The sequence below is a fragment of the Pseudomonas sp. rhizo25 genome (genome assembly GCF_031931935.1).
GTDB lineage: Bacteria > Pseudomonadota > Gammaproteobacteria > Pseudomonadales > Pseudomonadaceae > Aquipseudomonas > Aquipseudomonas synxantha.
Window position 1 is genome coordinate 131,695 of the sequence record NZ_JAUJXA010000003.1, and the last position, 13,201, is coordinate 144,895.

Below are 13,201 nucleotides of genomic sequence, written 5' to 3' on the forward strand. Positions count from 1 at the left end.
AGCCCCCTCCCACAATTTGATTGGGTTACCAACTTGAATCAGAAGGTGTATTCCACCATCCCCATCACCGACGTCTGCAAGCGCCGCTCTACAATCGGGCTCTTGCCCGCTTTATCCGCCAGGTACTGCACATCCAGCAAGGTGGAGAACTGAGTGTGCTCGTTGATCGGTAAGCTCCACACCAGGTTCATACCATTGCTGATATTGCCGCCTGCGGCCTTATATTCCTTGAAGCGGCTGCGGGCGGCCTGGCCGGTGGTCACGCCGTACCAGGTCTGCAGGTAGTCGCGGTCGCCGAAATGGCTATTGAGGCTGGCATCGACGGAACCGAAGCGGCCTTCATACAGGTTGGTGCCCAGGCTCAGCTCCAGGTGGGTGTAGGCCTTGCCGGTGTCTTTGTGGTCATCTTCCTTGAGCGCGTGTTCCAGGCTGGCGCCGATGATCACGCCACCGAGGTTATAGGCCGCGCTCACTCCCAGTTGCGGGCGTGATTTGATCTCGCCCATGCCTTTGAGGCGTTTGGAGCCGGCGTGCATGCTTTGGTTTTTATCTTTACGAGAATCGCTTGCGCCGACGTAAGCGCTGAGGCTCAAGGCATTGCCTTCATAGCCCCAGCCCAGCCCCGTGTCGGTGTCGAGGAAGATGCCCCAGGGGCTGATGATTTTGCCGCCCAGCACGGGGGCTGTCATGCGTTCGTCACTACCGCTGTAGCGCGGCGCATTGGCTACGCCGGCCTTGAGGCTGTATTGCCAGTCTTCGGCCAGGGCCGTGCCGGCAGTGGCCAGCAGGCACAAGGAGGTGAATGACAGGCACAGGTTCTTTGGGTACATCAGGGAATGCTCCTGGTTAGAAATTCAGGGGGGTGTTGGGGGAATGCGTACGTTTGAAGGAGTAGCCCGAGGCACTCAGGCCATTGATCTGGCGGCTGACGGTGTCTCCCAGGCCGTAGCCGCTGCCGGCCAACACCGCATGGGCGTTGTCCACGGGCAGCAGGATGTAGTCGGTCAGCGGCTCGTCATGCAATTGGCCGCGAATCACCAGGAAGCCCTCTTCCAGGCGCACGCTGATGCCGCTCAATGGCGCGTCGGGTTCATGGGTGTTAAGCACTTGGTAGGTGCCGATAGTGTCGGCCCAGGCCGTGGGCAAGGGCGGTGCCTCGATGCGCTCGCCAATGGCGATGCGCTGGCCGTGACTGCGTGCAGTGAGTATCTGCCGGCCTTGTACTTTCACTACATCAAGCTGGATGCGGCCCAGGTCGCCCAGGTCCTTGAGCCAGAAACCGAGGACCTTTTTCTGCGCGCGCAACCAGCCTTGGTCATCGCGCAATAACTCGAAGTCATAGCCGGCCAGTTCACCCGCCAGGCGTTCATGGTCATCCTTGATGCGGAACACGCCCCAGGCGGTCGCGTAGAACCCGGCCAGGCGCTTGCGGTCAATGGCTGCCGGTACATGACGCAGCTTGAGGCCGTGGCTGGGGGCATGGCAGTCGTCGGCGCAGACGGGTTTTCCGGTCTGGGCCTCAAGCATCAGGCGCAGGCTGTCGGTGGACAGCGACACCACCATCTCTTCGGCATTGCTGTCGTTGGCCATGATGATCACGGCCAGTTGCTGGTCCGGCAGCAGGGTCAATTGCGCGGCGAAATCGTCACCGCCACCGCTGTGCTGATAGGTACGCACGCCCGGACCAATCGGCTCGTCACCGCAGGGCGCCAGGAACCAGCCCAGGCCCATCTGGCAGTCGAAGTCCAGGGCGTTGCCGGTATTTTGCTGGGTGAACATCGCGTCAATCGATGCGCTTTCCAGCACCTGGTTGCCTTCGTAGCGGCCTTTGGCGAACAGCATCTGCACATAGTGGCTGAGGTCCTTGGGGCTGGCCCACAGGCCGCCAGCGGCGAGGTCGCGCACCTGCGCGTCGGTGCTCGCACTGCCGTCCTCATAGCCCAAGGCGCGAAAGCTCAATTGCGCGCCGGTGCCGAGGAAACTGGACTGATTCATCTGCAAGGGTTTGAGCAGGCTGCTTTGCAGTTGGGCTTCGAAACTTTTGCCGCTGCTGCGTTCGATGGCGGCGCCCACCAGTGAATAACCGAGGTTGGAATAAGCCACCTGGGAACCTGGCAGGCTGCTCAGCCACACGCCCGATACGCGCATCGGCATCTGCCCCATGGCGTAGGTGCTGCGAAGGTCGCGCAGGTGTTCGCTGGGTAGACCGGATTGATGGCTGAGCAAGCGCCGCAAGGTGATCGCACGATCAGCGTCGGTTTGATCGCTATGAAAGCGTGAGCGTACGTAGAATTCGCGCAGGGTTTGCTGGATCGGCGCATCCAGTGCCAGGCGTTGTTGCTCTACCAGTTGCAACGCCGCGGTGGCGGTGATCAGTTTGGAGATGCCGCCGGCACGAAACGCCGTATTGGCAGTGACCGGCACCCCTTGGGCCTTATCGGCCAAGCCAAAGCCACGGGCCCAGATCAGCTCCTGGCCGTTGACCAGGGCAATCGACAAGCCAGCTACATTTTCCCGCGCCATGTCCTTGGGAATGCGGGCTTGCAAGTAACGGATGATCGCGCCGTAATCGCCTTTTTGAATCGTCGGCGGGGCAGGCGGCTGCGAGTGGCAACCGATACTGCCCAGCAGGCAACCCAACAGCGGAATACCGCGCAATCTGCGAAACATGGAAGAGCACCCGATTGGTATTTGGATGCTCGAATGCTAGGGCTGCGGGGGCCAACAATCTTTGAGTGCTTTGTCGAGAAACTGTCAAAGACTGTTAACGGCTACTGCTCCACACTACTTAAGTACGGCGCAACACTGTGGGAGGGGGCAAGTCCCCTCCCGCATTCCAAACCTCTGTTAACCCACAAGTCCCAAACGCTCATGCCAATCGGCAATCGATTCCTCAGGGTATTCATCGAACCGCAAGTCACCCTTGCGCACACTGACCTCCACCCACGGCGCCTTGGAGCCCAGCATCAGGTGCGTGTGTTCCGGCGGCACCGGCAACGGCGTGTCGATGGCCGAGGCAAACGGGTGGATCAGCTCCGGCCACTGCGGGCTGAACAGCCACAGGCCGCTGCCGCACCGGGAGCAGAAATGCCGCTCGGCGCTGCTCGCATGGGCACGGCTGGCGCCCTCGGGCTTGAGCTTGGCGTGGTAGATGGAAATCTGCTTGCGCCCGCGTACCTTCAAGCTCTTGGCATCACCGCCGAGGTTGATCGCATAACCGCCGCCGCCCTGGGTCTTGCGGCAGATCGAGCAGTAGCAGCGCTGGTAAGGGTAGGGGTGGGCGCTGGTCAGGCTGAATGTCACAGCGCCACAATGGCAGGATCCTTCGAGTTGCATGGGGCGTCTCCTCTGGCAAGGTGACGTTCAAGCTTAGGCGTTTTCCGGCATCAAGGTAGCGATCAGTGCGCGAATGGTGCCCGGCAGCGCCTCCAATTCGCGTACCAGGATGCTGCGCTCGCGAATCGCCCAGGGCTCATCCAGCTTCACGGTCACCAACTGCATGGTGCGGCTGTGGCGCAGGGCAGCGGACTCGGGAATGATGCCAATGCCCACCCCGGCCTCGACCATCCGGCAGATCGCTTCGAAACTCGAGACTTGGATGCGCAGCGACAACTGCTTGCCCAGGCGCTCGACGTGTTCGCGCAAAAAGCTCAACAGCGTGCTGCCTTCATGCAGGCCGATATGCTGGTACGCCAGGGTCTGCTCCAGGGTGACCGACGGCTGGTCTGCCAGGGGATGCCCGACCGGCACCATCAACACCAGCTCATCGGTGCTGAAATGCAGCACTTGCAACCCCGATGCCTCTACGGGACCGGCAATGATACCCATGTCACTGGTGCCATCGAGCACACCGCGCACGATATCCCGGGACAGGCGCTCCTGCAGGTCAACGGTCACCCCCGGCCGCTGGGACAAAAAGCCCGCCAGCACTTCCGGCAAGAACTCGGTGACCGCCGTGGTGTTGGCGAAGATGCGGATATGCCCGGCCGAATCCACGCCGTATTGAGTGAACTCGCTTTTCAGGTAATCCACCTGGCGCATGATCAACCGCGCGTGGTGCAACAGGCGTTCGCCTGCCGGGGTGATCTCTACCCCACGGCTGTCGCGGTACAACAGGCGGGTGTCGAGCTGGCCTTCCAGGGCCTTGATCCGCGCACTGGCGGCGGCCGGCGAGAGGAACGCTCGCTTGGCGCCCTGGGTCAGGCTGGGGGATTCGGCGATATGGATAAACAGGCGCAAGTCGGCGAGATCAAAATGCATAAAAAACTCCCGATTGCAGTGGGTCAGTACCCAATGTGCTAGCTGATACACCGCCATCGGGAGCAAGCCCCCTCCCACATTGGAGATGCGGCGTTTTTTTGTAAGTTGGCGTTCAGCATAGCCGAACGCTGGTTTATTGAAATGCAAATTCTCAGAACGGCCAGGCCCTTGCATGATCGGCAGCAGACACCCACTGCCTGAGGATCTGCACCCGATGAGTGCCACTGATTGGATCGGCCGAAGTGAAACCGCCCACGACCACCTGAGCCATAACCTGCTTAAGCGTATCGCCGCTACGTTCGGAGAAACTGTGCCCGCCGAGGGCGAAGCCGTTGCGCCATTGTGGCAATGGTGCTTTTTCCAGGACGCGCTGCCGGAATCGGCCTTGGGTAGCGACGGTCACCCCGCCCGCGGCGGCTTCCTGCCGCCGGCCGATAATCGCAATCGCATGTGGGCCGGTGGGCGTATCGAATTCCTGCACCCACTGCGTGCCGGCGAGGCGGCCACCCGTATGTCGACCATCACCCAGGTCGAAGAAAAGGCCGGGCGCACCGGCTCGTTGCTGTTTGTCACTGTGCGCCATGACTACTCCCAGGACGGCCGCCTGGCGATCCGCGAGGAACAGGACATTGTTTACCGCGAACCGACACCGCCCAAGCCCGGCAGCGGCGATGCCCTGGCCCAGGGCGAATGGACGGAGACGGTCGAGCCGACGCCCACCTTGTTGTTCCGCTACAGCGCCGTGACCTTCAACGGCCACCGCATCCACTACGACTACCCCTATGTCACCGGTACCGAAGGTTATGCCGGCCTGGTGGTGCATGGCCCGCTGATCGCCACCTTGAACCTGCGGGCGTTCTGCCGCGCGCATCCGGACGCGACGCTGCGTCGTTTCAGCTATCGCGGCATACGCCCGTTGATTGCGCCGCAGCCATTTGAGGTGGGCGGGCGCCTCACCGCAACCGGGGTCGCAGAACTCTGGGCCGGCAATGCCGAAGGCCTGGCGCAGACCGCCCAGGTGTATTTCGAATAATCCAAGAACAATAGGCGGAGAGCCGTTAATGAACCCCAATGACAACGAAGAACTCACTGCCATCCGCGAAGGCGTGCGTGCCTTGTGCGCCGAGTTCGATGCCACCTATTGGCGCAGCATCGATGAACAAAAGGGCTTCCCCGAAGCCTTCGTCAAGGCGCTGACCGACGCCGGTTGGCTGTCGGCGATGATTCCCGAGGAGTACGGCGGCTCCGGCCTGGGGCTGGCCGAAGCCTCGGTGATCCTCGAGGAAGTCAACCGCTGCGGCGGCAACTCCGGCACCGTGCACGGCCAGATGTACAACATGTTCACGCTGTTGCGTCACGGCAGTGAGGCGCAGAAACGCTTCTACCTGCCCAAGCTGGCCAGCGGTGAGTTGCGTCTGCAATCGATGGGCGTCACCGAGCCCACCACCGGCACCGACACCACCAAGATCAAGACCACCGCTATCAAGCGTGGCGACAAATACGTAATCAACGGTCAGAAAGTCTGGATCTCGCGGGTGCAGCATTCCGACCTGATGATCCTGCTGGCGCGCACCACGCCCTTGGCCGAGGTGAAGAAAAAGTCCGAAGGCATGTCGATCTTCCTGGTTGACCTGCGCGACGCCATCGGTAACGGTCTGACCGTGCAACCCATCGCCAATATGGTCAACCACGAAACCAACGAGCTGTTCTTCGACAACCTCGAGTTGCCCGCTGACAGCCTGATTGGCGAGGAGGGCAAGGGCTTCAAGTACATCCTCGATGGCCTGAATGCCGAGCGCACCCTGATCGCCGCCGAATGCATCGGTGACGGTCGCTGGTTTATTGAGAAGGCCAGCGCCTACGCCCGCGACCGCGTGGTGTTTGGCCGGCCCATCGGGCAGAACCAGGGCGTGCAATTCCCGATTGCCGAGGCCCATATCGAGATCGAAGCGGCCGACCTGATGCGCTGGCGCGCCTGTGAGGAATACGACAGCGGCAAGCACGCCGGGGCCAGCGCCAACATGGCCAAGTACCTGGCGGCCAAGGCGTCCTGGGAAGCGGCCAACGCCTGTCTGCAAACCCACGGCGGTTTTGGCTTTGCCTGCGAATACGACGTGGAGCGCAAATTCCGCGAGACCCGCCTGTACCAGGTGGCGCCGATCTCCACCAACCTGATCCTGTCCTACGTGGCCGAGCATTTGCTCGAACTGCCACGTAGCTTCTGAGGGCCTGAGCATGCGTGATACCCAGGCCCTGTGCCGTTTCCTCGCTGATCTGACGTATCAACAGGTGCCCGAGCCGGTACTGGTGCGCATCGAAGAGCTGTATCTGGATTGGCTCGCTTCGGCACTGGCCAGCCAGGGCGCTCATCCGATTCCACTGTTCGAACGTTATGCGCAGAAGATGGGGCCGAGCAGCGGCCCGGCCCAGGTGATCGTCAACGGCACCGGCACCAGCGCGTATTTTGCCGCGCTGGTCAACGCGGCCTCATCCCATCTGGTGGAGCAGGATGACCTGCACAACAGCTCGGTGCTGCACCCGGCCACGGTGGTGTTTCCTGCCGCTTTGGCCGCTGCCCAGGACCTCAATAAGTCTGGCCGCGAGTTGTTGTTGGCCTCGGTGGCCGGTTATGAGGCTGGGATTCGCATCGGTGAATTCATGGGTCGCTCCCACTATCGCATCTTCCACACCACGGCCACGGTCGGCACCCTGGCGGCGGCGGTCGCGGTGGGCAAGTTGCTCGATTTCAACCAGGAACAGTTCATCAACCTGCTCGGCAGCGCCGGCACCCAGGCGGCCGGGCTGTGGGAGTTCTTGCGCGATGCCGCCGACTCCAAGCAACTGCATACGGCCAAGGCGGCGGCGGACGGCTTGCTGGCGGCCTATCTCACCGCCGATGGCTTGACCGGCGCACGCAATATTCTGGAAGGCGACCAGGGGCTGGCGGCGGGCATGTCCACTGATGCCGAACCAGGCAAATTATCCGCCGGCCTGGGCAGCCGTTGGGCGCTGGTGGAAACCTCGTTCAAATTCCACGCTTCCTGTCGCCACACCCATCCAGCCGCCGATGCACTGCTGGCGGTGATGCAGCGCGAGGGCTTGAGCGCCGCACAGATTGCTCGGGTACAGACCCGCGTGCATCAAGGCGCCATCGATGTGCTCGGTCGAGTGACGGTGCCGACCACGGTGCACCAGGCCAAATTCTCCATGGGCACCGTGCTCGGCCTGATCGCCGTGCATGGCAAGGCTGGGCTGCCTGAATTCCATGAACTGGCGTTGAGCGACCCCGCCGTCGCGGCCTTTCGCGACAAGGTCAGCATGACCCTCGACCCCGAGGTCGATGCTGCCTACCCACAACGCTGGCTGGGCCGCGTCACCGTCACCACCACCGACGGCCGCACGCTGCACGGCGCCATCGACGAGCCCAAGGGCGACCCGGGCAACACCCTGAGTCGCGCGGAGCTGGCGGACAAATTCCAGCGCCTGACCCAATTCAGCAACGCCCGCACCTCGACCCAGGCCAGCGGGTTGATCGAGCAGGTGTGGAACCTGCGCCAAACCGCGTCCATGGCCCATTGGCTTTGAGGGATTTGTCATGAGTAACCAACGACCGCTGGACGGCATCACCGTCGTCAGCCTGGAGCACGCGATTGCCGCGCCATTCTGCACCCGCCAACTGGCCGATCTGGGGGCCCGGGTGATCAAGGTCGAGCGTCCCGGTGCCGGTGACTTTGCCCGGGGCTATGACGAACGCGTGCGCGGCCTGGCGTCGCATTTCGTCTGGACCAACCGTTCCAAAGAGAGCCTGACCCTGGACCTCAAGCAGGACGAGGCGGGCGCCATTCTCGAGGCGCTGCTCGCCGATGCCGATGTGCTGGTGCAGAACCTGGCTCCCGGCGCGGCGGCGCGCATGGGCTTGTCGTTCGAGGCGTTGCATGAGCGTTTCCCGCGGCTGATCGTCTGTGATATTTCCGGCTACGGCGAAGGCGGGCCCTACGAGAAAAAGAAAGCCTACGACCTGCTGATCCAGAGTGAAGGCGGCTTTCTCTCGGTGACTGGTGGCCCGGGTGACGAGCAAATGGCCAAGGCCGGTTGCTCCATCGCCGATATCTCCGCTGGCATGTACGCCTACAGCGGCATCCTTTCGGCGCTGCTGCTGCGTGGCAAGACCGGCAAGGGCAGCCGCATCGACGTGAGCATGCTCGAAAGCCTGGTGGAGTGGATGGGCTACCCGATGTACTACGCCTTCGACGGCGCGCCACCGCCACCTCGTGCCGGCGCGGCGCATTCGACGATTTACCCGTATGGGCCGTTTCCCACCGGTGACGGCGGTACGGTGATGCTCGGGTTGCAGAACGAGCGTGAGTGGGCGGCGTTCTGCGACAAGGTATTGCTCACCCCCGCGCTAGCGACGGACGAACGTTTCAGCGCCAATTTCAAGCGTTCGGCCAACCGCGACGCGCTGCGCCAGATCATTGTCGCAAGCTTTGCCCAGTTGGACGCCGAGGCGGTGATCCAGCGCCTGGAGGACGCGCAGATCGCCAGCGCTCGGGTCAACGATATGCAAGGCGTGTGGGACCACCCGCAACTCAAGGCCCGTGACAGCTGGCGCGAAGTCGATAGCCCGGCCGGGCCGTTGCCGTCGCTGTTACCACCGGCGCGCAATGCCGCGTTTACCCCGCGCATGGATGGCGTGCCGGCTTTGGGACAACACAGCCAGGGTATCCTCGACCAGCTGGGTTATTGCGCCGACACCATCGACAGCCTGCGTGCACGCGGCGTTATCTAACCAGGAATTTCAGCGATGCCAAAGCCCCTAGTACGTTCAGCGTTATTTGTGCCGGGCAGCCGCCCGGAGCGGTTTGCCAAAGCCCTGGCCAGTGGCGCTGACGCGGTAATCGTGGATTTTGAAGACGCAGTGGAAGAACCGCTCAAGCGCCAGGCCCGGGACAACCTGGGGGAGTTCTTGCACGCCCATCCTGGGGCCCAGGTGTGGGTGCGTATCAATGCGCCGGAGCACGCCGAGCATTTTGAGGATGTGGCGTTCTGCAAGGCCCATGCAAATGTCGCGGGTGTGCTGCTACCCAAGGTTGAGAGCGCAGCCCAGGTCGCCGTAGTGGCTGCCACCGGCAAACCCATCTGGCCGATCATCGAAAGCGCTCGCGGCTTGTTGGCGGTGGCCGACATTGCCCATGCTCCGCTGGTGGAGCGGCTGTCGTTCGGTGGCTTGGACCTGGCCCTGGACCTCAACCTGAGCAGCCATTCCCGCGCCGCTGAGTTTGCCCTCGACCAGGCGCGCCTGGCGCTGATCGTGCATTCGCGCGCCGCCGGGCTGGTCGCACCGCTGGACGGCGTACACCCCGCCATCGACGACCCCGAGGGCCTGCGCTGCTCGATCCGGCACGCTTATGAAATGGGCTTTGCCGGGGCGTTGTGTATCCATCCCAAGCAGGTTTCGGTGATTCACCAGGCGCTGGCGCCCAGCGCCGAAGACCTGGCATGGGCCAAGCGCGTGGTGGAGGCCGGAGCCCATGGGGCAGGGGCGTATCAGATTGATGGGCAGATGGTGGATGCGCCGGTGCTGTTACGGGCCCAAAGACTGCTGGCTGCCCAACTCTAACTGGATAACCCCCCCACAAGGTTCTCCATTGATCTTGAGATTGGTGTTCGGCCAGGCCGAACGCAGGTATCTAGAATTCGAAATTCTCAACACGCGTCACATCAGGCACCTTGCCTGACAACACAACAATAAGAAGGTGATTTCCCATGCTCAAGTTTTCTCGGGCGCTGCTGTGCGCCGCCACCTTGTTTGCCGCAGGCCTGGCCCAGGCGGCCGACCCGATTGTGATCAAGTTTGCCCACGTGGTCGCCGAAAACACCCCCAAGGGCCAGGGCGCGTTGCTGTTCAAGAAACTCGCCGAAGAACGCCTGCCCGGCAAGGTCAAGGTCGAGGTGTACCCGAACTCGTCGCTGTTCGGCGATGGCAAGGAAATGGAAGCGCTGTTGCTGGGCGATGTGCAGATGCTGGCGCCGTCCCTGGCCAAGTTCGAGCAGTACACCAAGCAAGTGCAGATCTACGACCTGCCGTTCCTGTTCAACGACCTGGCCGCCGTCGACCGTTTCCAGGCCGCCGAGGGCAAGCAGCTGCTGACCTCGATGCAGGACAAGAACATCCTCGGCCTGGCCTATTGGCACAACGGCCTCAAGCAGCTCTCCGCCAACAAGGCCCTGCATGAACCCAAGGACGCCCGTGGCCTGAAGTTCCGCGTGCAAGCCTCCAGTGTGCTCGAGGAACAGTTCAAGGCGATCCGCGCCAACCCGCGCAAGATGAGCTTCGCCGAGGTCTATCAAGGGCTGCAGACCGGCACCGTGAATGGTACCGAGAACACCTGGTCGAACTATGAAAGCCAGAAGGTCAACGAGGTGCAGAAGTACTTCACCGAATCCAACCATGGCTTGATCGACTACATGGTGATCACCAACGCCAAGTTCTGGAACGGCCTGCCACCCGATACCCGCAGCACCCTGGAGCAGATCATGGCCGAGGTCACCGTCGAGGTGAACAAACAGGCCGAAGCGCTGAACCAGTCGGCCAAGCAGAAGATCATCGACGCCAAGACCAGCGAAATCATCGAACTGACGCCTGAGCAACGCACCCTTTGGCGCGAAGCCATGCGCCCGGTGTGGCAGAAGTTCGAAGGCGCGATCGGGGCTGACCTGATCAAGGCGGCGGACGCTTCCAACCAATAATCCCAGGGTGTACTGAGATCCAATGTGGGAGGGGGCTTGCTCCCGATAGCGGTGGATCAGAGACAGATCTGCAAGCTGACACACTGCTATCGGGAGCAAGCCCCCTCCCACATTTCGGGCAAGTTCCACCCTGGTATTTCATTTGCCTCGCGAGGTTTTGCCATGCAAACGCTAAGGCGCGTCTGGGAGCACTTGGAGGAAGGCTTTATTGCCTTCCTGCTCGCCGCCATGACTCTGGTGACATTCGTCTACGTCATGCTCAACAACATCTACACCCTGTTCTTCGCCCTGGCGGATAAATGGGCGTGGAGCAGCAATTTCTTCAACGTCCTGGGCGACGGCACCATGACCTGGGCCCAGGACATGACTTGGAGCGTGGCGCTGACCAAGGCCATGTTCGGCTGGCTGATTTTCTTCGGCATTTCCTACGGTGTACGCACCGCCGGCCACCTCGGCGTGGACGCGCTGGTCAGGCTGACCAAGCGCCCTGTGCAACGCCTGCTCGGCCTGCTCGCTTGCTTGTGCTGCCTGGCCTATGCCGGGTTGTTCATGGTGGCCAGCTACAAGTGGGTGAGTGCAGTGATGACCGCACATATCGGTGCCGAAGACCTCGACCAGTTCGGCGTCGATGTGGGCGACATCGTGGTGATCGTGCCCATCGGCTTTGCCTTGGTATTCATCCGCTACCTGGAAATTTTCTACCGCATCTTTACCCACCGACAAGTCGGGTTGGGTCTGGCCGACGAGGCCGGTGAGGCCAGCAAGTTGGCCGGCAGCCATGAGGAGCGTCACTGATGGCCGTGCTCTGTCTGTTCTTGCTGTTGTTCGTGTTCATGTTCCTGGGCGTGCCGATTGCGATTTCCCTGGGGCTGTCCGGTGCGGTGTCGATTCTGATGTTCAGCCAGGACTCGGTGAGTTCCCTGGCGATCAAGCTGTTTGAAACCTCCGACGCCTACACCTTCCTGGCGATTCCGTTCTTCCTGCTGTCCGGCGCGTTCATGACCACCGGCGGCGTAGCCCAGCGGCTGATCGACTTTGCCAATGCCTGTGTGGGCCACATCCGTGGCGGCCTGGCGATTGCGGCAGTGCTGGCCTGCATGTTGTTTGCGGCGCTGTCCGGCTCGTCACCGGCCACGGTGGCGGCGGTGGGCTCGATTGCCGTGGCAGGCATGGTGCGTTCCGGTTATCCGAAGGAGTTTGGTGCGGGGATCATCTGCAACGCCGGGACCTTGGGGATCCTGATTCCGCCGTCGATTGTGATGGTGGTGTATTCGGCGGCGACTGAAACCTCGGTGGGCAAGCTGTTCATGGCCGGGGTGATCCCCGGACTGTTGCTGGGCCTGATGCTGATGATCGCGATCTACATCGTCGCGCGTATCAAGAAGCTACCCGCGCAACCACGGGCGACATTTCGCGAGTGGTTGAGTTGCGCACGCCGGGCGTTCTGGGGCCTGTTGCTGTTGGTGATCATCCTCGGCGGCATCTACAGCGGCATGTTCACCCCCACCGAAGCAGCGGCGGTGGCGGCTGTGTATTCGGCGTTTGTGGCGCTGTTCATCTACAAGGACATGAAGCTGCGTGATTGCCCCAAGGTGCTGCTCGAATCCGGGCGGCTGTCGATCATGCTGATGTTCATCATCGCCAACGCCATGCTGTTTGCCCATGTGCTGACCACGGAGCAGATCCCCCAGGAAATCACGGCGTGGGTCATCTCCGAAGGGCTGACGCCGATTGGTTTCCTGATCATGGTCAACGTGGTGCTGCTGATTGCCGGCAGCTTCATGGAACCGTCGGCCATCGTGCTGATCCTGGCGCCGATCTTCTTCCCGATTGCGATGAAGCTGGGCATTGATCCGATTCACCTGGGCATCGTGATGGTGGTGAATATGGAAATCGGCCTGGTGCATCCACCTGTGGGGTTGAACCTGTTCGTGACCTCGGCGGTGACCGGGTTGACGCTGGGGCAGACCATTCGCGCGGCCATGCCGTGGTTGCTGATTCTGTTGGTGTTCCTGATCATGGTCACTTATTTGCCGTTCATTTCCCTCGCACTGCCGCACTGGCTCGGAATGTAAAGGCAGTCAAAAATGTGGGAGGGGGCTTGCTCCCGATGAGGGAGTGTCAGTAATGCATCTGTAACTGAACCACCGCCATCGGGGGCAAGCCCCCTACCACAGGGTTTTTCTGTTCG

Annotated in this window: 12 protein-coding genes; 8 read left to right on the forward strand and 4 right to left on the reverse strand. The window is 61.9% G+C overall.

Annotated features, from left to right (window positions below):
* Positions 1-38: 38 nt before the first annotated feature.
* The 4 genes from QZR30_RS07625 to QZR30_RS07640 all read right to left on the reverse strand — a co-directional run bounded on the left by QZR30_RS07625 (position 39) and on the right by QZR30_RS07640 (position 4,260).
* Positions 39-830 (reverse strand): MipA/OmpV family protein, encoded by a 792-nt coding sequence (locus tag QZR30_RS07625; RefSeq protein ID WP_068967316.1) that lies wholly within the window; start codon positions 828-830, stop codon positions 39-41.
* 16 nt (positions 831-846) lie between these two features.
* A complete protein-coding gene (locus QZR30_RS07630) occupies positions 847-2,670 on the reverse strand; it encodes a serine hydrolase domain-containing protein (RefSeq protein ID WP_311903138.1) in 1,824 nt (607 codons plus the stop codon).
* A gap of 177 nt (positions 2,671-2,847) precedes the next feature.
* Positions 2,848-3,336: a GFA family protein gene (locus QZR30_RS07635; protein WP_046068376.1), complete on the reverse strand. Its 489-nt coding sequence runs from the start codon at positions 3,334-3,336 to the stop codon at positions 2,848-2,850.
* Between the two features lie 33 nt (positions 3,337-3,369).
* Positions 3,370-4,260 carry a LysR family transcriptional regulator gene (locus tag QZR30_RS07640; protein WP_046068375.1) on the reverse strand — a complete coding sequence of 297 codons (891 nt, stop codon included), beginning with the start codon at positions 4,258-4,260 and terminating at the stop codon, positions 3,370-3,372.
* A 214-nt stretch (positions 4,261-4,474) separates the two neighbouring features.
* On the opposite strand from QZR30_RS07640, the gene QZR30_RS07645 reads away from it, so the two are divergent.
* The 8 genes from QZR30_RS07645 to dctM all read left to right on the forward strand — a co-directional run bounded on the left by QZR30_RS07645 (position 4,475) and on the right by dctM (position 13,085).
* Positions 4,475-5,293, forward strand: a complete 819-nt coding sequence (locus QZR30_RS07645; protein WP_059397897.1) for an FAS1-like dehydratase domain-containing protein — start codon at positions 4,475-4,477, stop codon at positions 5,291-5,293.
* A gap of 28 nt (positions 5,294-5,321) precedes the next feature.
* A complete protein-coding gene (locus QZR30_RS07650) occupies positions 5,322-6,485 on the forward strand; it encodes an acyl-CoA dehydrogenase family protein (protein ID WP_046068374.1) in 1,164 nt (387 codons plus the stop codon).
* A 10-nt stretch (positions 6,486-6,495) separates the two neighbouring features.
* Entirely contained in the window at positions 6,496-7,845 is a 1,350-nt protein-coding gene (locus QZR30_RS07655) for an MmgE/PrpD family protein (protein ID WP_311903139.1), read from the forward strand.
* A gap of 10 nt (positions 7,846-7,855) precedes the next feature.
* The gene (locus QZR30_RS07660) at positions 7,856-9,049 is read left to right on the forward strand and encodes a CaiB/BaiF CoA transferase family protein (protein ID WP_046068372.1); all 1,194 of its coding nucleotides are present in this window, start codon (positions 7,856-7,858) and stop codon (positions 9,047-9,049) included.
* Positions 9,050-9,064: 15 nt separating this feature from the next.
* A complete protein-coding gene (locus tag QZR30_RS07665; RefSeq protein WP_046068371.1) occupies positions 9,065-9,880 on the forward strand; it encodes an HpcH/HpaI aldolase/citrate lyase family protein in 816 nt (271 codons plus the stop codon).
* A 146-nt stretch (positions 9,881-10,026) separates the two neighbouring features.
* On the forward strand, positions 10,027-11,010 hold the full coding sequence (locus QZR30_RS07670) for a TRAP transporter substrate-binding protein (RefSeq protein ID WP_056846166.1): 984 nt from the start codon (positions 10,027-10,029) through the stop codon (positions 11,008-11,010).
* A 162-nt stretch (positions 11,011-11,172) separates the two neighbouring features.
* On the forward strand, positions 11,173-11,805 hold the full coding sequence (locus QZR30_RS07675; RefSeq protein WP_046068369.1) for a TRAP transporter small permease: 633 nt from the start codon (positions 11,173-11,175) through the stop codon (positions 11,803-11,805).
* A complete protein-coding gene (gene dctM / locus QZR30_RS07680; protein WP_046068368.1) occupies positions 11,805-13,085 on the forward strand; it encodes a C4-dicarboxylate TRAP transporter large permease protein DctM in 1,281 nt (426 codons plus the stop codon). Before QZR30_RS07675 ends, dctM begins: the two co-directional genes overlap by 1 nt.
* Positions 13,086-13,201 lie beyond the last annotated feature (116 nt).

What these genes read in the sequence shown, in the direction of transcription:
- QZR30_RS07670 (WP_056846166.1), top strand. Translation starts at nt 10,027, where the DNA reads ATGCTCAAGTTTTCTCGGGCGCTGCTGTGCGCCGCCACCTTGTTTGCC.
- QZR30_RS07645 (WP_059397897.1), top strand. Translation starts at nt 4,475, where the DNA reads ATGAGTGCCACTGATTGGATCGGCCGAAGTGAAACCGCCCACGACCAC.
- QZR30_RS07650 (WP_046068374.1), top strand. Translation starts at nt 5,322, where the DNA reads ATGAACCCCAATGACAACGAAGAACTCACTGCCATCCGCGAAGGCGTG.
- dctM (WP_046068368.1), top strand. Translation starts at nt 11,805, where the DNA reads ATGGCCGTGCTCTGTCTGTTCTTGCTGTTGTTCGTGTTCATGTTCCTG.
- QZR30_RS07660 (WP_046068372.1), top strand. Translation starts at nt 7,856, where the DNA reads ATGAGTAACCAACGACCGCTGGACGGCATCACCGTCGTCAGCCTGGAG.
- QZR30_RS07630 (WP_311903138.1), bottom strand. Translation starts at nt 2,670, where the DNA reads ATGTTTCGCAGATTGCGCGGTATTCCGCTGTTGGGTTGCCTGCTGGGC.
- QZR30_RS07675 (WP_046068369.1), top strand. Translation starts at nt 11,173, where the DNA reads ATGCAAACGCTAAGGCGCGTCTGGGAGCACTTGGAGGAAGGCTTTATT.
- QZR30_RS07640 (WP_046068375.1), bottom strand. Translation starts at nt 4,260, where the DNA reads ATGCATTTTGATCTCGCCGACTTGCGCCTGTTTATCCATATCGCCGAA.
- QZR30_RS07665 (WP_046068371.1), top strand. Translation starts at nt 9,065, where the DNA reads ATGCCAAAGCCCCTAGTACGTTCAGCGTTATTTGTGCCGGGCAGCCGC.
- QZR30_RS07625 (WP_068967316.1), bottom strand. Translation starts at nt 830, where the DNA reads ATGTACCCAAAGAACCTGTGCCTGTCATTCACCTCCTTGTGCCTGCTG.
- QZR30_RS07655 (WP_311903139.1), top strand. Translation starts at nt 6,496, where the DNA reads ATGCGTGATACCCAGGCCCTGTGCCGTTTCCTCGCTGATCTGACGTAT.
- QZR30_RS07635 (WP_046068376.1), bottom strand. Translation starts at nt 3,336, where the DNA reads ATGCAACTCGAAGGATCCTGCCATTGTGGCGCTGTGACATTCAGCCTG.